Source organism: Sulfitobacter sp. SK011 (genome assembly GCF_003352065.1).
Classification (GTDB): domain Bacteria; phylum Pseudomonadota; class Alphaproteobacteria; order Rhodobacterales; family Rhodobacteraceae; genus Sulfitobacter.
On the sequence record NZ_CP025803.1, the window covers coordinates 3209062 to 3228244 of the forward strand.

A 19183-nucleotide genomic window follows, 5' to 3' on the forward strand; every position below is an offset into this window, starting at 1 on the left:
ACATCACCCGCCACTCACCAAACAGAGGAATTTGACATGACACACTTGCCCAATGACAAACCACAATCACCCAGCCGCCGTAACGTACTGCGGGGCACAGCCCTTGCAGGCGCGGCAGCCATGACCGGCGCATTCGCGGCCAGCGCCAGCGTGCGCGCGCCCAGCGTCGCACCCCGGATGAACATGCCGGACCAAAATATGCTGCGCGTCCAACAGCAACAGATCGATGCGGCCGAACCCGTCGACCTGTCTGGCTTGGAGCGTGTAAAACAGAAACTTGTCCGTCCACCCTTTGCGCCAAAACATGATCAGGTGGCACAAGGTGACCCAAAAATCGTCGAGATTGAGATGGTTGTGGACGAACGCCTGATGGTGGTGGACGAAGACACCGGTGCCTCGATCTGGGCCATGACCTATAACGGTTCGGTTCCCGGCCCGCTGGTCATCGTGCACGAAGGTGATTACGTCGAACTGACACTGCGCAGCCTTGGGCGCAACCAACTTGAGCACAACATCGACTTTCACTCCTCAACGGGCGCATTGGGCGGCGGTGCGCTGACCCATATCTATCCAGGCGAAGAAACCGTGCTTCGCTGGAAGGCGACCAAACCGGGGTGCTTTACATATCACTGTGCGCCCGGTGGCGCGATGATCCCCTATCACGTCTGCCACGGCATGAACGGTGCAGTCATGGTTCTGCCGCGCGATGGCCTGAAAGACAAGGATGGCAATGCGCTGACCTATGACGAGATCGCCTATATCGGTGAACAGGACTATTACCTGCCCAAGAACGCAGATGGCACCTTCAAGACCTATGCAAACGCGGGCGATGACTATGCGGAATCTCTCGAAGCGATGCGCAGCCTGGTGCCGACACATGTGGTGTTCAACGGCGCGGTCGGCGCACTGACCGGGACCAACGCGTTCCGCTCAGAGGTCGGCAAGACAGTGTTGATGGTCCACAATCAGGCGAACCGGGACAGCCGTCCGCATCTGATTGGGGGTCATGGTAATTTCGTCTGGGAAACCGGCTCCTTCAGCGACGCGCCACTGACCGGCATGGAAACATGGTTCGTGCGCGGCGGCAGCGCGATGGCTGCGATGTACACCTTCGAACAGCCCGGGGTCTACGCCTATGTCAATCACAACCTGATTGAAGCGGCGATCTTGGGCGCGACCGCGCATTTCGTTGTCGATGGCGAATGGAACAACGCGCTGATGGAACAGGTCATGCCACCGCGCACAATAGAGACCTGACACCCAGAAAAGGAGACCGCGCCATGACACGCCAAAAATCCTTCCCGATTGCACCTGTGGTGTTGGGATTGGCGGTGCTGGCTGGCGCGGCCTTGACCGGGGCCGCGTGGATGTCACGCGGCCCCGACCTGTCCGCAATGCCCGACATGGTGGGGCCGATCGACCTGGCCGAAGACCGATCCATCTGGGTCCAGAAATACGAAGTGACAGCGGCGGAATGGAATGCCTGCCATGATGCGGGCGGATGCGCATTGTGGATGCTGGTGCGCCCTGATCAACAGCCCGCAACAACGCCCGCCACCGGGATCAGCTATCCGGACGCGCGCCAGTATGTCGATTGGATCAACCGCACAACCGGCAAATCCTTTCGCCTGCCAAGCGTTGATGAATGGACCGCTGTTGCCGAAAGCGTCCTGCCCGAAGAACCTGACCCGATCTTTACCGACCCATCGCTCAGCTGGGCGTCCGCCTATCTGCTTGAGGCCGAAGTCCCCCGCGCACTTAGACCTTCGGGCAGCTTTTCAACAACCGCAACCGGGGTTGCGGATTTGGACGGATCGGTGTGGGAATGGACGCAGGATTGTTATTCCGGCACTGGCGAGCCTGCACCGTCAGATCGCTGCCCGGCCTTTTATGTGGCAGGGCTGCATATCGCGGCAATGTCATTTCTTGAACGAGATCCGGCGCGCGGTGGCTGCGCCGTCGGCGTGCCGCCCGCGCATCTGGGGCTGCGGCTCTTTTCAGACGCACAGCCCTGACGCAGGGGCCAACCCGCTGCCGGACAAGATCACTTCTTGTCGCGGGCAGCCTTTTCTTCTTTTGTCAGCTTGTTGTTCCAAACATTGTTGCTCAGGCCAAGCTCGCTTTTGAGCGGTTTGGTCTTGCCAACGCTGACCTTACCACCCTTGTTCAGGAATTCCTGTATAAGCGCGTCATCGGTGGTTTTCTTGGGAATGTGTTTCATGATGTCATCCTTATCCCGCAACGCTGGTGATTGTCACGAACCATCCCAAATTGCCTTAGTCGATCAGCCACATTTTGAGTGGCCACAGGACCCGCAGGTCATGCACCCCTCGATCATGCGCAAGTCATACTGACCGCAGGACGAACACGCCTTGCCACGCGGCGCATCCAGCCCGACGACCTTGGCCTGCGGATCAACCTTCAACCCCATGCCCTCGCCCGCGATAAACCCGGTGGCGATCATGTGCTGTTCAATCACGCCACCAATCGCAGCAAGGATCGAGGGAATGTATTTGCCCTGCATCCACGCCCCACCACGCGGGTCGAACACCGCCTTCAGCTCCTCCACCACAAACGAAACATCACCGCCACGCCGGAACACCGCCGAAATCATCCGGGTCAGCGCCACCGTCCAGGCAAAATGCTCCATGTTCTTGGAGTTGATGAAGACCTCAAACGGGCGGCGATGCCCGCTGATCACCACATCATTGATGGTGATATAAAGCGCATGTTCACTGTCGGGCCATTTGATTTTGTAGGTCGCCCCTTCCAGCTCATTCGGCCGGTCGAGCGGTTCGGACATATAGACAACCTCGCCGCCTTCTGTCACCTGATCGGGACTGTCTGACGGGGCCTTGTCCGTGGCTTCCGAGACACTCAACACCGATCCGGTCACATCATTCGGCCGATAAGTTGTGCAGCCCTTACAGCCCTGATCCCAAGCCGCCATATAGACGTCCTTGAAACTGTCAAAGCTGATGTCCTCGGGGCAGTTGATGGTCTTGGAGATGCTGGAATCGACCCATTTCTGCGCCGCCGCCTGCATCTTGACGTGGTCAAGTGGCGCGAGGGTCTGTGCATTGACGAAATAATCCGGCAGAGGCGTATCGCCTTTGAGGTCACGCCACATCTTCACAGCATAGTCGACGACTTCTTCTTCCGTGCGGCTGCCGTCTTTTTGCAGCACTTTGCGGGTGTAGGCATAGGCAAAGACCGGTTCGATCCCGCTGGATACATTGCCTGCATAAAGGCTGATCGTGCCGGTCGGCGCGATAGAGGTCAGCAAGGCATTGCGGATGCCGTGTTTGCGGATCGCCTTGCACACATCATCGTCCATCTGCTTCATGGTGCCTGACTCCAGAAACGCATCGGCGTCAAACAAGGGGAACGCGCCCTTTTCCTTGGCCAATTCAACACTGGCCAAATAGGCCGCCCGCGCAATCGCCTTGAGCCATTGTTCGGTCTGCGCCGCAGCCTCATCACTGCCATAACGTTGCCCGACCATCAGCAACGCATCGGCAAGCCCGGTGACACCCAAGCCAATGCGCCGCTTTTGCTGCGCTTCGCGTTCCTGCTCAGGCAGCGGGAACTTGGACACATCGACCACATTGTCCATCATCCGAACTGCCGTCGCGACCAGATCATTGAGCGCGTCCAGATCAAGGTGTGCGGCGTCCTCAAACGGATCCGACACCAGACGTGCCATGTTGATCGACCCCAGCAGACATGCCCCATAGGGCGGCAACGGCTGTTCGCCGCAAGGGTTGGTCGCGGCAATGGTTTCGCAATAGTTCAGATTGTTGGCGGCATTGATCCGGTCGATAAAAATCACACCGGGTTCGGCAAAATCATAGGTCGCCTTCATGATCTTGTTCCACAGATCACGCGCCTGCACCGTATGATAGACCTTGCCATTGAACATCAGGTCCCATGGGCCATCGGCCTTGACGGCGTCCATGAAAGGATCGGTGATCAACACCGACATATTGAACATCCGCAGGCGTGCAGGGTCTGATTTGGCGGCAATGAAATCTTCGACATCCGGGTGATCGCAGCGCATCGTGGCCATCATCGCGCCCCGGCGGCTGCCTGCGGACATGATCGTCCGGCACATCGCGTCCCAGACATCCATGAACGACAATGGACCAGAGGCATCCGCCGACACCCCCAATACATCCGCGCCTTTGGGGCGGATTGTGCTGAAATCATAGCCGATGCCGCCGCCCTGCTGCATCGTAAGTGCGGCCTCTTTCAGCATGTCGAAAATGCCGCCCATGCTGTCTGGAACAGTGCCCATCACAAAGCAATTGAACAAAGTCACCCGCCGCGCCGTGCCGGCACCCGCCGTGATCCGGCCCGCAGGCAGATATTTGAAATCTTCCAGGGCAGAATAGAACTTTTCTTCCCAGCCCGCCTTGTCATCCTCAACCTGCGCAAGATCGCGGGCAATGCGCCGCCAGGTGTCTTCAACAGTCACGTCCTTGGCCGTGCCGTCTGCATCCTTGAAACGGTACTTCATATCCCAGATTTGTTCAGCAATCGGGGCGGAAAATCGGGACATGGGCATGGTTTCCTAAGCAGAGAATGACGGGCAGGCTGACAACATAGAACGTGCCAGCAGATTCTTAAACGACAATAATGGGCAACTGTTCGGTTTTCTGAATGCGCAGCAAACATCAGATCCGCCGCGCTAAATCACTATATGTTGTGCTACTTGTACGCTCAACCCCAACATGATGCAAAAATTGAAATTGTCTCTCTTGCGCAACGCGACACACTCTGGCATGCAAAGACATGGCCACAACCCATCTCATAAAACTCTCTGTCGGCACCGAAAATGTCGACGACCTTGCCCAATGGCATGCCACCAAACGCGCGCAAACGGCGGATGGGCTGCCGCGCCATGTCACCCGGATGTGGCCAAAGCGCGAGGCTGAGATCCTGAACGGTGGGTCAATCTATTGGGTGATCAAAGGTGCGGTCCAGTGTCGCCAGCGTGTTCTGCGTCTGGATGAAGTCATTGGAAGCGATGGTATTCGCCGCTGCGCAATTGTGTTGGAACCCAAGATCATCCGGACACAATCAAGCCTGAAAAGACCCTTTCAGGGCTGGCGATACCTCCAGGTTGCCGACGCCCCGCGTGACCTTCCCGAAGGGCGCGAGAATGAGGAAGCCTTGCCCGTCGCGCTGAACCAGGCCCTTGCGGAAATCGGTGTGCTTTGAATTGCTGAACGGATGCCTGTTTGATCCGGCGTGCATCGGTATTTGAAAAAGGGTGAAACAGAAGAGCAGCGTGATTTTTAACTAGCGCAGCCGCTTGTTCAACTCCGCCATGGTCGCGCGGTCCTGATCATCCTGAACCGCAACACGGCTTCGCCAGAGCGTCGCCTGACTTTGCAGAATCAACCCATCGCTGAGGATTTTCAGATGGTTGGCACGCAGGGTTTCGCCGCTTGACGTGATGTCCGCGATCGCCTCTGCGGTTTCATTCTTGACGGTGCCCTCAGTCGCCCCCTGACTGTCGACCAACGCGTAATCGGCAACCCCGCCGTGACGCAGAAAGTCGCGCACCAGGCGATGGTATTTTGTGGCAATGCGCAACCGAAATCCATGTGCGGCCCTGAAAGCAGCTGCCGCAGCATCCAGATCATCCAGCGTATCCACATCACGCCAAGCCTGCGGCACAGCAATAATCAGATCGGCGTGGCCAAAATTCAACGGCTCAACCGTTTCAACCAGATCGTCCCAAAGCGCCAGCTTTTCCTGGATCAGGTCGGTCCCTGTCACGCCCAGATGGATCCGCCCGGCGGCCAGTTCACGCGGAATTTCCCCTGCGGAAAGCAACATCAAGGACACGTTATCGATGCCCGCAACGGCCCCGGCATATTCGCGGTCCGAACCGGAGCGTTGCAGGCTGATCCCGCGCGCGCCAAACCATTCAAAGGTCTTTTCCATCAGCCGCCCCTTGGACGGCACCCCAAGCTTGAGCGTCATCGTGCGGCCTCCAGTTCCAGCATCAGACCGGGCCGCATCACCCCACCTACAGCCGGGATGGCATCGCCCTGCCCCAACCGCCGCGTCAGCGCATCATAGCGGCCACCACTGGCAATCGCCGGCAGATCGGCCCGCGCCACGGCCCGAAATCCAAACACAAAACCGTCGTAGTATTCCATCGACGCGCGGCCATAGCTGGCCTCAAAAAGCAGATCCGCCGTATCGACACCACGCGCGCGCAGCGCTTTTTCACGTGCCACGACCCGCGCAACCGCGCGGCCAATCTGCGGCATGTCCACGGCCAGATCGTGCAGGCGGCTGAGCGCATGTGGCATTGAAGCGCGCACGTCCAAGAGCGCCTCGATCAACTCCACCTGCTTGAGCGATATCGCCGGGGTCGCCGCGTCCTCTTGCAGCGCTGCAATGCGCGCTTCAATCTCGGCAGTTGACCGCAGCCCAATCAGGGGTGCGGCGCTGGAAACCTCTCCGGCAAGCAGCGCCGCGCGGGTTGCGGGCATCGGTACGCGGCCTGAAAATCTGTCCAACAACGCCCGAAACCGCCGGGGCCGCCAGATGTGGCGCATCAGCGCTTGTTTGCGCCGATCCGTGGTGTCCAGACCATCCACCGCCGCCATCAAGACGCCAATGTCGCCGGTCACAGCACGGACGGGCAGCCCTGCCAAGGCATCACTGATCAGCGCAAAAACCTCTGCATCTGCCGCCGCCGGATCAGTGCGGTCAAACACCTCATAACCAACCTGAATGTACTCATTGGCGCGGCTGGGGTCATGTTCCTGACGGCGAAACACTTCGCCCGCATAGGTATAGCGCGCCGGGTCCGCGCCATGCGCCATGTGCATCTGCACCACAGGCACGGTGAAATCAGGCCGCAACATCTGTTCCCCGCGCAGCGCATCAGACGTCACATAGGCGCGCGCGCGAATGTCCTCGCCGTACAAATCCAGCAAGGTTTCAGCCGATTGCAGAATCGGAGGTTCGACCACGGCGGCCCCCTGCGCCTCAAACAGCGCGCGCAACGCCGCCGCTTTGAGCAGTGTTTCAGACCGGGTGGGCATCAGCGGTACAAGGCCAGAATTTCAAGCACCTTGGCAACCATCTGATCAAGCGGCACTTCGTATTGATTTGTCAGATCTTTCCATTCTTCATGCGTCGCGTTTTCCGCGATTTTGGCCCCAAGGATCAGGTCCTTGATCTGCACCACGCCTTTTTCATGCTCATCCGCCCCTTGGATGATCGCCACCGCACTGCCGCGTTTATCGGCGTATTTGAGCTGGTTGCCAATGTTCTTGGGGTTGCCCAGATAGACTTCCGCACGAATGCCCGCTTGACGCAGGTCCGCTACCATTCCCTGATAATCCGCCATGCGCGCCTTATCCATTACGGTGACGACCACGGGTCCGTCTGCGGTCTTGTCCAAACGCCCTTTGGCATCCAATGCAGCCAAAAGCCTGTCGACCCCAATCGACACCCCCGTCGCCGGGACTTCCTGCCCGGTGAAGCGTTTCACCAAATCGTCATAGCGCCCGCCGCCTGCAACGGAACCGAAATTACGCGTGCGGCCTTTCTCGTCTTGGATTTCGAAAGTGAGTTCGGCCTCAAAGACCGGGCCGGTGTAGTAGCCGAGCCCTCGAACGACAGAAGGGTCGATGACGATGCGGTCAGGGCCATAGCCTTGGGCGTCTAAAAGGTCTGCTATTTGCTCAAGTTCGTCGACACCTTCTTCTCCCTGCTTTGACCCTTTCACGACTTCCCGCAAATTGGAGATAGTCACTGAATTTGAAGCCGCCTTCGCGTTGAGAAACTTAACCAAGCCCTCGACTGCGATGGGAGGTATCTTTAAGCCGGGTATAAATGCGCCAGAAGCGTCTTGGCGACCGTCAGTGAGCAATTCGACAACTCCTACAACTCCAACTTTATCCAGCTTGTCGAGAGTTCGCATAATGTCGTCAGCAATTGAGTGCAAAGCGCTTTTTCCAACACCTATAGATTTCTCAATAACCTCGGAGTCGCCATCAATTGGATCAACTCTAAAGACTCGATCAGCTACTTTGTCCAATATGCCATTCAAAACCTTGCGGTTGTTCACCCGAACAATGTAATCCCCGCGCTCAATCCCAACCTCTTCCAGACAATCCGCCAGCATCGCGCAAATCTCGGCATCCGCCGCAACGGAGCCCGATCCAACCGTGTCCGCATCGCATTGATAAAACTGACGAAACCGCCCCGGTCCGGGCTTTTCATTGCGCCATACCGGGCCCATCGCATAGCGGCGGTAAGGTTTCGGCAAATCATTCTGATGCTGCGCATAAACCCGCGCCAGGGGGGCCGTCAGATCGTACCGCAGCGCCAGCCAATCGCCGGGCTTGTCGCTATCGGCGTCCTCTTGCCATGCAAAAACACCCTCATTGGGGCGGTCCACGTCCGGCAGGAACTTGCCCAGCGCCTCGACCGTCTCGACCCCGGAACTTTCCAGCGCGTCAAAGCCATAGCGATGATAGACCGCCGCGATTTTACTAAGCATTTCAGCGCGCTGCGTTACCTCAGCGCCGAAATAGTCGCGGAAACCTTTGGGCGTTTCTGCCTTGGGGCGCGGGGTCTTTTTTGGCTTGGCCATGTCTGATGATCCTTGACGCGTCATGTCGCGCCCCGCGTCTAGCCCAAGCCCTTGCCAAGGGCAAGCAAACCACCGCTTTACCCCCTTATCTCGGACAAGAACCCATGCTATGCCGCGCCTATGGAAAAGCTCGAAGAACAAATCGCCCATCTCAGCCGCACGGTCGACGACCTCAGCGATATCGTGGCGCGCCAGGAGGCCGAGATTGTGACCCTGAACCGCCGGGTGCATATGTTGATGCAGCGCGAAGGCGAACGTGAGGCGTCAACCGGCGGCGCGGCCGTGATGGGCGACGAACGCCCGCCGCATTACTGATCAGAGTTCCTCAACCTCCCAAACGCCTTCCAGCGACCGGATTGCCCCCTTGATCTGTGGCGTCACAGGATATTCGATTCCCAGATCAACCTCGACCTCACCGGGCAGGCTTGGGTCCATCAGGCACAGTTGCACCGGGCCGCGCCCTGCGGATTTGGCGGCATTGCGCGCGCCTTCCAACACGTCCCGCACAGCAGCAATTGCATCAGGAGCGTTGACAAATACCTTCAATCCGAGGGCGCTGACGTCCCCAATGGCCAGATCAACCGGTCCCACCGAGCGGCCCAGCAATTTCAGCTGATCAGCCTCCATCGTGGCCTCAACCGTAACGATCACTTTTGATCCCGTCTCAAGATGATCCCGCGCCGCCTCAAGCGTGTCCGAGAACAGCGTGACCTCATAAGCCCCGGTGGGGTCAGACATCTGGGCAAAGGCAAACCGATTTCCGCGCGCCGATTTGCGTTCCTGCCGCCCCGCCACCACGCCAACCAGCCGCGCGTTCATCGCACCACGCGTGGCGACCTTTTCGGTCAACTCGTCAAGCGTCAGAAACGGCACGCCCCGGTCATTGCCCCACTTGCGTTTCAGCGGCGTCATATAGTCATCCAGCGGATGCCCGGACAGATAAAAACCGACCGCCTTGAATTCCTCGGTCAACCGCTCGGCGGCTTCCCAATCATCGCGGGGCATCATGCGCGGCTCCGGCAGGTCATCGCCCGCCTCGCCAAAAAGCGACACCTGATTGCTGGCTTTTTGTTCATGGATCGCGGCGGAATAATTCACCAGCGGATCAAGCGCCTGAAACACGCGGGCCCGGTTCGGATCAAGCTGATCAAAGGCACCGGACCGCGCCAGCATTTCAAGCGGCCGTTTGCCCACCCGCTTCAGATCAACCCGCCGCGCCAGATCAAAAAGCGTGGCAAAGGGGCGATCTACCCCCTCAACCTTGCGTCCTTCGGTGATCAGTTTCATCGCCTCGGTGCCGACGTTTTTAAGCGCGCCCAGCGCATAGACCAAGGCATTGTCGACGACCTTGAACGTCGCATCAGACCGGTTCATACAAGGCGGCACCCACGGCAATTCCATGCGCTTGCGGACTTCCTCGAAATACACCGCCAGCTTGTCGGTCAGGTGAATATCGCAGTTCATCACCCCGGCCATAAACTCTACCGGATGGTTCGCCTTCAACCATGCGGTTTGATAGCTGACCACCGCATAGGCGGCCGCATGGGATTTGTTGAACCCATAGTTGGCAAATTTCTCAAGAAGGTCGAAAACCTCGGTGGCCTTTTTCTTGTCCACCCCGTTTTCCATCGCGCCCTTTTCAAACTTGGGGCGTTCCTTGGCCATCTCTTCGGCGATCTTCTTACCCATCGCCCGGCGCAACAGATCAGCACCACCAAGCGAATACCCCGCCATGACCTGCGCGATCTGCATCACCTGTTCCTGATAAACGATGATGCCTTGGGTTTCAGCCAGAATATGGTCAATCGAGGGGTGGATTGATTCCAGCTCCCTCTTGCCGTTCTTCACCTCGCAATAGGTCGGAATATTCTCCATCGGGCCGGGGCGATACAGCGCCACAAGCGCCACGATGTCCTCAATGCAGGTTGGCTTCATCCGTTTCAGCGCATCCATCATGCCGCTGGATTCCACCTGAAACACCGCCACGGTCTTGGCCGATGCATAAAGCTTGTAAGACGCCTCATCATCCAACGGGATCGTTGCGATATCGTCGATCAGCCCTTCAACCGGCGCAAACAATTCCGTGCCATCCTGCGCGATGTGCAGGTGCCGCCCCGAAGCGCGGATTTGATCCACAGCATTCTGGATCACCGTCAGGGTTTTCAAGCCCAGAAAGTCGAACTTGACCAGCCCGGCTTGTTCCACCCATTTCATATTGAACTGGGTGGCGGGCATATCCGAACGCGGGTCCTGATAAAGCGGCACCAGCGCGTCCAGCGGCCTGTCCCCAATCACCACCCCCGCCGCGTGGGTCGATGCGTTGCGCAAGAGCCCCTCAACCTGCTGACCATATTCGAGCAGCCGCGCCACGACCTCCTCGTTGCGTGCTTCCTCGCGCAGGCGCGGTTCATCCGCCAGCGCCTTTTCGATGGAAACGGGTTTGACCCCTTCGACCGGAATCATCTTGGACAGACGATCCACCTGCCCGTAAGGCATCTGCAACACCCGGCCAATGTCGCGCACCGCCGCCTTGGACAAAAGCGCCCCAAAGGTGATGATCTGGCCGACCTTGTCGCGCCCGTATTTCTGCTGAACGTACTGGATCACCTCCTCGCGGCGGTCCATGCAAAAGTCGATGTCAAAGTCGGGCATCGACACACGTTCCGGGTTCAAAAACCGCTCAAACAGCAGGTTATAGCGCAGCGGGTCCAGATCGGTGATCGTCAACGCATAGGCCACCAATGACCCCGCCCCCGAACCACGGCCCGGTCCCACCGGGATATGATTGTCCTTGGCCCATTTGATGAAATCCGCAACGATCAGGAAATAGCCGGGAAAGCCCATGCCCTCGATGATCCCCAGTTCAAAATCGAGCCGCTTTTCATAGTCTTCAACGCTGGTCGCATGCGGGATCACCGCCAAACGATCTTTCAGCCCGGCATGGGCCTGTGCCTTCAGCTCCTCAATCTCATTGTCCGCAAACTTCGGCAGGATCGGATCGCGCCGATACGCCATAAAGGCACAGCGTTTGGCAATCTCGACGGTGTTGGCCACCGCCTCGGGCAGGTCCGCAAACAGCGTCACCATTTCAGTCTGTGTCTTGAAATAATGCTGAGCCGTCAGCCGCCTGCGTGGCTCTTGCTGATCGACATAGGCACCTTCCGCGATACAGATCAACGCATCATGGGCCTCGTACATCTTGGCATCCGGAAAATAGACATCATTGGTTGCCACCAACGGAATGCCCATCGCATATGCCATTTCAACAAATCCGCGTTCGGTCAGGCGCTCGTTCTCGGGCTGACCATCTTCGCCCGGATGGCGCTGCAACTCGATATACAGCCTTTCGCCAAACGCCCCCCGCAGCCGCACCATCAGCGCCTCTGCGGCCGCCCTTTGCGCATTCTGTAAAAACTGTCCCACCGGCCCGTTTGGCCCCCCGGTCAAACAGATGACGCCAGCGGCATGGCTTTCTAGCTCTTCCAGTGTCACCTGTGGGATTGCGCCGCCCTTGTCGATGTAAAGACAAGAGTTCAGCTTCATCAGGTTCTCATATCCAGCCTCTGATTGCGCCAGCAACACCACCGCCGCCGGATCACGGGGTCGCTCGCCCGGCTGGGTCTCAACATAGGCCAGATCAACCTGACAGCCGATGATGGGCTGCACCCCGGCCCCCGCCATCGCCACCGAGAACTCCAGTGCGGCAAACATGTTGTTGGTATCGGTCAATGCCATCGCTGGCATCCCCGCCTTGCGGCACATCTCAGGCAGCTTTTTTAACCGCAGCGCCCCTTCCAGCAACGAATACTCGGAATGGGTGCGCAGGTGAATGAATCGGGGGTCATTGGTCATGCAATCAGACTAAGCCACAGGTGCCGCAGGTGCCAGCAGGCAATGGCGGTTCTTTCATCAAAACTGTAGCCAGGGCCGCCTCATCATCTTTCGCAAAAATTTGAAGGTCCGTCCCCGTTAATCAATTAATCAGTGGTAAACTCCAACAAGGCTCTTTGATCTAACTCTCTGAAAGCATGGCAAACATGCCGATGCGCGCGACAGGGGATCGCATCTCCATGTTTGGCATGCAGCCGATCCATTGCGCAGCCTGCGCAAAAAAATCTGTTGCCAGAATGAACCGCCGCCGACTACGCTTTGATCAGATTAATGGCCGCGCACCGTTCTACGTCGCATCGAACGGCGCGCTCAAAGGCCCCTTAAGTACCGCGGCAGGTCAATCACATGGACATCACGTTTCTTCTCAACGGAGAGACCATAGCGCTGACAAACGTCTTGCCCACGACAACCCTGCTTGACTGGCTCCGTGAAGACCGCGGCCTGACCGGAACAAAGGAAGGCTGCAACGAGGGCGACTGCGGCGCGTGTTCGGTCATGATCACAGATGAGAACGGATCGCGCGCCCTCAACGGCTGTATTCTGTTTCTGCCCCAGATCAACGGCAAACACGTGACCACGGTTGAAGGCATCGCAGCACCGGACGGCACCCTGCACCCGGTGCAACAAACCATGATCGACCACCACGGCAGCCAATGTGGGTTTTGCACCCCCGGCTTTGTTGTTTCAATGGCCACCGCCCACCTGAACGGGGCCACGGACCATGACGTGCAACTGGCGGGTAACCTGTGCCGCTGCACCGGCTACGCCCCGATCATCCGCGCCGCCGAGGCGGCAAAGGATGCGCCTGTGCCCGAGCACCTGAAAAACCTGTCGCTTCATTGTTCCAAAAATACCGCCGGGGGGTCCGGGGGGCTGGCCCCCCGGTCAGCCCAGCCCAAAACATCCGATGACCTTGCAAAATGGTACGCCGCAAACCCAGATGCGACCCTGATTGCCGGGGCCACCGATGTCGGCCTCTGGGTCACCAAACATTTCCGCGATCTCGGGGCGGTTGCATTCCTCAACCAATGCACGGACCTGCGCGGTGTCACCGAAACCGACGATGAAATGCGCATCGGTGCCATGACCACACTGACGGACGTCGAAACCGGCATCGCGCCCCATTTTCCCAGCTTTGCCGCGATGATCCGGCGCTACGGCTCGGTGCAGGTCCGCAACGCCGCGACCTTGGGTGGCAACATTGCGAATGGCTCGCCCATTGGCGATGGCCCGCCTGCGTTGATTGCCCTGGGCGCAACACTGCACCTGCGCCATGGCGATACCCGGCGCAGCCTGCCGCTTGAAGATTTCTTCATCGCGTATGGCAAACAAGACCGCACCCCCGGCGAATTTGTCGAAGCCGTGAGCATCCCCAAACAGCCTGATACACTGCGCTGTTACAAGCTGAGCAAACGCTTTGATCAGGACATTTCAGCGGTTTGTGGCTGCCTCAACATCACCCGCGATGGCGACACCATCACGGCCGCCCGCCTTGCCTATGGCGGCATGGCCGCCACCCCAAAACGCGCCAGCGCCGCAGAGGCTGCGATGGTCGGGCAATCTTTTACCCAAACCACCATGCACGCCGCGATGGCGGCAATGGCGGATGATTTCCAACCGCTGTCTGACATGCGCGCCTCTGCTGGCTACCGCCTGCAATCGGCCCAAAACATGCTGCTGCGCTATCTGCACGAGGCGACGGGAACCGCAACAAACCTGATGGAGATTTCCTCATGAGCGTTGCCAAACCCTTGCCCCATGACGCAGCCCGCCTGCATGTAACGGGTGCCGCCCGGTATGTAGATGATATCCCCACCCCGCGCGGCACCTTGCATCTGGCCTTCGGGCTCAGCACCGTGGCCGCTGGCACCATAGCCGGGATGGATCTGGAAAAAGTCAAAAGCGCGCCCGGTGTGGTTGCTGTTCTGACCGCTGATGATCTTGAACATGACTGCGATGTGTCCCCGTCAAATCACGACGAACCGCTGCTGGCGACCGGCACCGTGCATTACGTCGGTCAACCGCTGTTCCTGGTGATCGCCACCAGCCATCTTGCCGCAAGACACGCGGCGCGACAGGGTGACATCGACATCACAAGGACACCCCCGATCCTCAGCATCGAAGACGCCCTTGCCGCTGACTCCCGGTTCGAGGACGGCCCGCGCGTCTATCAAAAAGGCGATGCCACAACCGCCCTGTCATCCGCCACCCGAACCTTGAGCGGCAGCATTGATATCGGCGGACAGGAACATTTCTATCTCGAAGGTCAGGCCGCCCTCGCCCTGCCTCAGGACAACGGCGATATGGCCGTGCATTCATCGACCCAGCATCCCACCGAAATTCAGCACAAGGTGGCCCATGCCATCGGCGCGCCCATGCATGCGGTGCGGGTCGAAACCCGGCGCATGGGCGGCGGATTTGGCGGTAAGGAAAGCCAGGGCAACGCCCTCGCCGTGGCCTGCGCCGTTGCGGCGATGACCACCGGACGCCCCTGCAAGATGCGCTATGACCGCGATGACGACATGATCGTCACGGGCAAACGCCACGATTTTCGCGTCGATTATACCGTTGGGTTCGACGATGATGGGCGCGTGACTGCCGTTGATTTCACACAATACGCCCGGTGCGGTTGGGCCATGGACCTCAGCCTGCCTGTGGCGGACCGCGCGATGTTGCATGCCGACAACGCCTATAATCTCGACCATGTCCGCATCACCTCGCACCGGCTCAAGACCAACACCCAATCTGCCACCGCCTTTCGCGGGTTTGGCGGACCGCAAGGTGTCGTCGGCATTGAAAAAGTCATGGACCATATTGCGCATCATCTGGGGATGGATCCCTTGTCCGTGCGCCGCGCCAATTACTACGCTGACAATGTTGACACCCCGGTTGTTGCGGACACCGGCACAGCGATTGACCACCGCACCCCGCCGGTCGGGGACGCCGATCTGTCCTCGCGCGGCGCGCCGCCCGCACCCACGCAAGACAGCCACAATACCGACGTGATACAGACAGACCTGGCAGACCTGCAAACCACCCCCTACCACCAGCCGATCACCGATTGCATCATCAACGCCTTGACGGATCAATTGGCTGACACCTCAGACTATGAGGCCCGCCGTTCAAACATCGCCAAATGGAATGCAGAGCAACCCATCCTGAAGCGCGGCATCGCGCTGACCCCCGTCAAATTCGGCATTTCATTTACCCTGACCCACCTGAATCAGGCGGGCGCGTTGGTGCATGTCTATCAGGACGGTTCTGTGCATCTGAACCACGGTGGGACAGAGATGGGGCAAGGGTTGTTCCAAAAGGTTGCGCAAGTTGCCGCCTCGCGTTTTGGCCTGCCGCTCGAGGCGATCAAGATCACTGCCACAGATACCGGCAAAGTGCCAAATACCTCCGCGACTGCCGCCTCTTCGGGGTCGGACCTGAACGGCATGGCCGCCAAGATTGCCTGCGACACCATCCGTGACAGAATGGCCGCCCATCTGGCTGAACGCTATCAGGTCAAACCCGCTGACGTCCGCTTCAAAGATGGGGATGTCGAGGTCGGCAGTGAGACGATCACCTTTGCCCAAGCTGCTGCTTCCGCTTACGAAAATCGCATTTCGCTGTCAGCCACCGGGTTTTACAAAACCCCTGACATTGAATGGGACCGCATCAAGGGCCGGGGCCGGCCATTCTATTATTTTGCCTATGGCGCGGCGGTCACAGAGGTGGTTGTCGACACCCTGACCGGCGAAAACCGCATCCTGCGCACCGATATCCTGCATGATGCGGGGGCATCGTTGAACCCGGCGCTCGACATTGGCCAACTTGAGGGCGGATATGTGCAGGGCGCGGGGTGGTTGACCACCGAAGAACTGGTCTGGGATGATCACGGCGCACTGAAAACCCACGCGCCTTCGACCTACAAAATTCCCGCCTGCTCTGACCGGCCTGATGTCTTTAACGTTGCCCTTTGGGATGCCCCGAACCGGGTGGACACGATCTATAAATCCAAAGCCGTGGGCGAGCCGCCCCTGATGCTGGGCATCTCCGCTTTCATGGCCCTGTCTGATGCGGTAAATGCCTGCGGCACGCGGTATGGCGACCTGCAAACCCCGGCCACAGCCGAGGCGGTTTTGGCCGCATGTCAACGGGCGCGCGGCTGATGTTTGACCGGGACGCTCTTGGCGCAGCAATCAAGGTGCACGGCAAGGTGGCGCGCATTATTTTGGTGCAGGTCAAGGGCTCAGCACCCCGCGCGGCGGGCACGTCGATGCTGGTTTGGCAAACGGGCAGTCTTGGTACAATCGGCGGCGGCCAGTTGGAATGGCAAAGCATGAAAGAGGCGCGCGAGATGCTGTCGGATGGCAGTGCAACAAGGCTGCGCCATGCGGCCCTTGGTCCCGCGCTCAATCAATGCTGCGGCGGTGCTGTGAGCGTTGTGACAGAAGTATTTGACCTGGCACGGTTTCACGACATGGACCCTGAATTTGCAGGTGTCTGGGCACGCCCGGTGAGCATGGATGCAGGCCCAATGCCCGCCACCTTAAAACGGAAACTGACGCGCGCTGAACACAGCGGCACGCCCTTTCCGCTGACCTATCAAAATGGCTGGTTGGCCGAGGCGGTTTGGCGCACTCAGAGGCAGGTTGTGATCTATGGCGCAGGTCATGTAGGCCATGCATTGGCCACCGTGCTGGCCCCCTTGCCACAGTTTCGCGTTTACCTGTCCGATCCGCGCGTCGATTTGCTGGCGGGCCTGCCGCCGTCAGTGGCCATCAATGCCGGTCTTTCCACCGACATGATGGCAGCGGCAGAACCGGATGCGGCGCATTTCATCATGACACCCGAACACGATTATGACCTTGAATTGTGTCACCACCTTTTGACCCGTGACTTTGGGTTTGCCGGGCTGATTGGCTCCGCCACCAAATGGGCGCGGTTTCGCAAGCGGCTGGCCGCCCTTGGTCACGCGCCTGACCGGATTGACCAAATCACCTGCCCCATTGGCGACCCAAAGCTTGGGAAGCATCCGCAGGCCATTGCCCTGGGGGTTGCCGCGCACATGCTGACCCCGGCGATGTCCAAACTGACCCAGAAAGAAACCCTCGTATGACCGATGCCCCTTTCCTGACCCTCTCTGGCCTGACCAAAGCCTATCCCGGCGTTGTTGCGAACAGCGACGTGTCGCTGAGCATTGCACCCGGGGAAGTGCATGCGCTGTTGGGCGAAAACGGCGCGGGAAAATCAACGCTGGTCAAGATGATCTATGGGCTGGTGAAACCGGATGCGGGCCAGATGCAGATGAACGGTGCTAACTATGCCCCCTCAGAGCCACGTGCAGCACGCGCAGCAGGCGTCGGTATGGTGTTTCAGCACTTCTCGCTCTTTGACGCGCTGACCGTGGCGGAAAACATCGCCTTGGGCATGGAAAACGCCCCCAAGATGAGCGCGCTTTCGCAACAAATTCGCGATGTGTCTGACACATATGGTCTGCCCCTGTCACCAGACCGTGTGGTGGGGGATCTGTCCGCAGGGGAACGTCAGCGGGTTGAGATTATTCGCTGCCTTTTGCAGGAACCAAAACTGTTGATCATGGATGAACCCACGTCCGTTCTGACCCCGCAAGAGGTTGAAATCCTGTTCAAAACCCTGCGCAAGTTGAGCGCCGAAGGCACCGCGATTTTGTACATTTCGCATAAACTGGAAGAAATACGTTCCCTTTGCGACAGTGCCACGATTTTGCGATTGGGTAAGGTTGTCGGGGAATGCACCCCGTCCGAGACCTCGGCCCGCGACATGGCGGAACTGATGGTGGGTACGGTTTTGCAAACCCCGACCCGCGCGGGCAAAACACCGGGCGACGTGGTGCTTGACCTCAAAGCGCTGTCCGCCAAATCCCCCAGCGCTTTTGGGATGCCACTGCGAGAGATCTCGGTGCAGGTGCGGCGCGGTGAAGTGTTGGGGATCGGTGGTGTTGCGGGCAACGGTCAGGATGAACTGTTGGCCGCCCTGTCCGGTGAGATGCTGACCGCGCCCGGCATGATCAATTTTCAAGGCAAGGATGTCAGTGTTCTGGGCCCCACCCCGCGACGGGCGATGGGCATTCTGACCGCCCCGGAAGAACGGCTTGGCCATGCGGCAGCCCCAGATATGTCGCTGACCGAAAACGCCATGCTGACCGGGGCCGCGCGTGAAGGGTTGGACAACGGCGGGATGCTGAACTGGCCCGCCGCAAGGCGGTTTGCAGAAAAGATCATCGCGGATTTTGACGTTCGCACGCCGGGTCCCGGCAACGCCGCGCGGTCGCTGTCGGGGGGCAATTTGCAGAAGTTCGTGATCGGCCGCGAGGTGTTGCAACGACCCGATCTGCTGGTCGTCAACCAGCCGACCTGGGGCGTTGATGCATCCGCCGCGGCATCCATCCGGCAGGCGCTGCTGGATCTGGCCGAGAACGGCACGGCTCTTATCGTGATTTCTCAGGATCTCGATGAGTTGATGGAAATATCAGACCGCTTTGCTGCGCTCAACGAAGGGCGATTGTCAGAACCGCGTCCCGCCCAGGGCCTGACGGTGGATGAGATCGGCCTGATGATGGGCGGTGCCCACGGGATGGAGGTGGCGCATGTTTGATCTGTCGGATGTGTGTATTTTTGGAACAATGAAACGAGG

14 protein-coding genes are annotated in these 19183 nt (G+C 59.0%); 8 read left to right on the forward strand and 6 right to left on the reverse strand.

What is annotated here, in order from left to right; genetic code table 11:
• Positions 1 to 36 precede the first annotated feature (36 nt).
• Both nirK and C1J02_RS15815 read left to right on the forward strand, forming a co-directional pair.
• Positions 37 to 1257 (forward strand): copper-containing nitrite reductase, encoded by a 1221-nt coding sequence (gene nirK, locus C1J02_RS15810; RefSeq protein WP_114879440.1) that lies wholly within the window; start codon positions 37 to 39, stop codon positions 1255 to 1257.
• A gap of 23 nt (positions 1258 to 1280) precedes the next feature.
• Entirely contained in the window at positions 1281 to 2015 is a 735-nt protein-coding gene (locus C1J02_RS15815; RefSeq protein WP_254693125.1) for an SUMF1/EgtB/PvdO family nonheme iron enzyme, read from the forward strand.
• A gap of 29 nt (positions 2016 to 2044) precedes the next feature.
• Here the strand turns inward: C1J02_RS15815 and C1J02_RS21095 are convergent, their stop codons facing one another.
• Entirely contained in the window at positions 2045 to 2221 is a 177-nt protein-coding gene (locus C1J02_RS21095) for a hypothetical protein (RefSeq protein WP_205389821.1), read from the reverse strand.
• Between the two features lie 63 nt (positions 2222 to 2284).
• A complete protein-coding gene (locus C1J02_RS15825; RefSeq protein WP_114880647.1) occupies positions 2285 to 4561 on the reverse strand; it encodes an adenosylcobalamin-dependent ribonucleoside-diphosphate reductase in 2277 nt (758 codons plus the stop codon).
• 233 nt (positions 4562 to 4794) lie between these two features.
• Here C1J02_RS15825 and C1J02_RS15830 point away from each other — a divergent pair, with 233 nt between their 5' ends.
• The gene (locus tag C1J02_RS15830; RefSeq protein WP_114879442.1) at positions 4795 to 5223 is read left to right on the forward strand and encodes a DUF1489 family protein; all 429 of its coding nucleotides are present in this window, start codon (positions 4795 to 4797) and stop codon (positions 5221 to 5223) included.
• An 81-nt stretch (positions 5224 to 5304) separates the two neighbouring features.
• Here the strand turns inward: C1J02_RS15830 and hisG are convergent, their stop codons facing one another.
• The 3 genes from hisG to hisS are packed head-to-tail and all read right to left on the reverse strand — an operon-like array spanning position 5305 to position 8629.
• The gene (gene hisG, locus C1J02_RS15835; protein ID WP_114879443.1) at positions 5305 to 5994 is read right to left on the reverse strand and encodes an ATP phosphoribosyltransferase; all 690 of its coding nucleotides are present in this window, start codon (positions 5992 to 5994) and stop codon (positions 5305 to 5307) included.
• Entirely contained in the window at positions 5991 to 7070 is a 1080-nt protein-coding gene (locus C1J02_RS15840) for an ATP phosphoribosyltransferase regulatory subunit (protein ID WP_114879444.1), read from the reverse strand. Before C1J02_RS15840 ends, hisG begins: the two co-directional genes overlap by 4 nt.
• Positions 7070 to 8629, reverse strand: coding sequence for a histidine--tRNA ligase (gene hisS / locus C1J02_RS15845; protein WP_114880648.1), 1560 nt, complete (start codon positions 8627 to 8629; stop codon positions 7070 to 7072). The genes C1J02_RS15840 and hisS overlap by 1 nt, the downstream gene beginning before the upstream one ends.
• 120 nt (positions 8630 to 8749) lie before the next feature.
• Between hisS and C1J02_RS15850 the strand changes: the two genes are divergently transcribed.
• Complete coding sequence (locus C1J02_RS15850) at positions 8750 to 8944, forward strand: SlyX family protein (RefSeq protein ID WP_114879445.1); 195 nt, start codon at positions 8750 to 8752, stop codon at positions 8942 to 8944.
• On the opposite strand, the gene dnaE is transcribed toward C1J02_RS15850, so the two are convergent.
• A complete protein-coding gene (dnaE, locus tag C1J02_RS15855) occupies positions 8945 to 12481 on the reverse strand; it encodes a DNA polymerase III subunit alpha (protein ID WP_114879446.1) in 3537 nt (1178 codons plus the stop codon).
• A 384-nt stretch (positions 12482 to 12865) separates the two neighbouring features.
• Between dnaE and xdhA the strand changes: the two genes are divergently transcribed.
• The 4 genes from xdhA to C1J02_RS15875 are packed head-to-tail and all read left to right on the forward strand — an operon-like array spanning position 12866 to position 19144.
• Positions 12866 to 14257, forward strand: coding sequence for a xanthine dehydrogenase small subunit (gene xdhA, locus C1J02_RS15860; RefSeq protein WP_114879447.1), 1392 nt, complete (start codon positions 12866 to 12868; stop codon positions 14255 to 14257).
• Positions 14254 to 16677: a xanthine dehydrogenase molybdopterin binding subunit gene (gene xdhB, locus C1J02_RS15865; RefSeq protein WP_114879448.1), complete on the forward strand. Its 2424-nt coding sequence runs from the start codon at positions 14254 to 14256 to the stop codon at positions 16675 to 16677. The genes xdhA and xdhB overlap by 4 nt, the downstream gene beginning before the upstream one ends.
• Positions 16656 to 17627: a xanthine dehydrogenase accessory protein XdhC gene (xdhC, locus tag C1J02_RS15870; RefSeq protein WP_254693126.1), complete on the forward strand. Its 972-nt coding sequence runs from the start codon at positions 16656 to 16658 to the stop codon at positions 17625 to 17627. Before xdhB ends, xdhC begins: the two co-directional genes overlap by 22 nt.
• Positions 17624 to 19144 carry an ABC transporter ATP-binding protein gene (locus C1J02_RS15875; RefSeq protein ID WP_114879449.1) on the forward strand — a complete coding sequence of 507 codons (1521 nt, stop codon included), beginning with the start codon at positions 17624 to 17626 and terminating at the stop codon, positions 19142 to 19144. Before xdhC ends, C1J02_RS15875 begins: the two co-directional genes overlap by 4 nt.
• Positions 19145 to 19183: the final 39 nt, after the last annotated feature.

Excerpts from the sequence above, each read along its gene's own strand:
- nirK (WP_114879440.1), top strand. The coding sequence starts at position 37 with ATGACACACTTGCCCAATGACAAACCACAATCACCCAGCCGCCGTAAC.
- C1J02_RS15815 (WP_254693125.1), top strand. The coding sequence starts at position 1,281 with ATGACACGCCAAAAATCCTTCCCGATTGCACCTGTGGTGTTGGGATTG.
- C1J02_RS21095 (WP_205389821.1), bottom strand. The coding sequence starts at position 2,221 with ATGAAACACATTCCCAAGAAAACCACCGATGACGCGCTTATACAGGAA.
- C1J02_RS15825 (WP_114880647.1), bottom strand. The coding sequence starts at position 4,561 with ATGTCCCGATTTTCCGCCCCGATTGCTGAACAAATCTGGGATATGAAG.
- C1J02_RS15830 (WP_114879442.1), top strand. The coding sequence starts at position 4,795 with ATGGCCACAACCCATCTCATAAAACTCTCTGTCGGCACCGAAAATGTC.
- hisG (WP_114879443.1), bottom strand. The coding sequence starts at position 5,994 with ATGACGCTCAAGCTTGGGGTGCCGTCCAAGGGGCGGCTGATGGAAAAG.
- C1J02_RS15840 (WP_114879444.1), bottom strand. The coding sequence starts at position 7,070 with ATGCCCACCCGGTCTGAAACACTGCTCAAAGCGGCGGCGTTGCGCGCG.
- hisS (WP_114880648.1), bottom strand. The coding sequence starts at position 8,629 with ATGGCCAAGCCAAAAAAGACCCCGCGCCCCAAGGCAGAAACGCCCAAA.
- C1J02_RS15850 (WP_114879445.1), top strand. The coding sequence starts at position 8,750 with ATGGAAAAGCTCGAAGAACAAATCGCCCATCTCAGCCGCACGGTCGAC.
- dnaE (WP_114879446.1), bottom strand. The coding sequence starts at position 12,481 with ATGACCAATGACCCCCGATTCATTCACCTGCGCACCCATTCCGAGTAT.
- xdhA (WP_114879447.1), top strand. The coding sequence starts at position 12,866 with ATGGACATCACGTTTCTTCTCAACGGAGAGACCATAGCGCTGACAAAC.
- xdhB (WP_114879448.1), top strand. The coding sequence starts at position 14,254 with ATGAGCGTTGCCAAACCCTTGCCCCATGACGCAGCCCGCCTGCATGTA.
- xdhC (WP_254693126.1), top strand. The coding sequence starts at position 16,656 with ATGTCAACGGGCGCGCGGCTGATGTTTGACCGGGACGCTCTTGGCGCA.
- C1J02_RS15875 (WP_114879449.1), top strand. The coding sequence starts at position 17,624 with ATGACCGATGCCCCTTTCCTGACCCTCTCTGGCCTGACCAAAGCCTAT.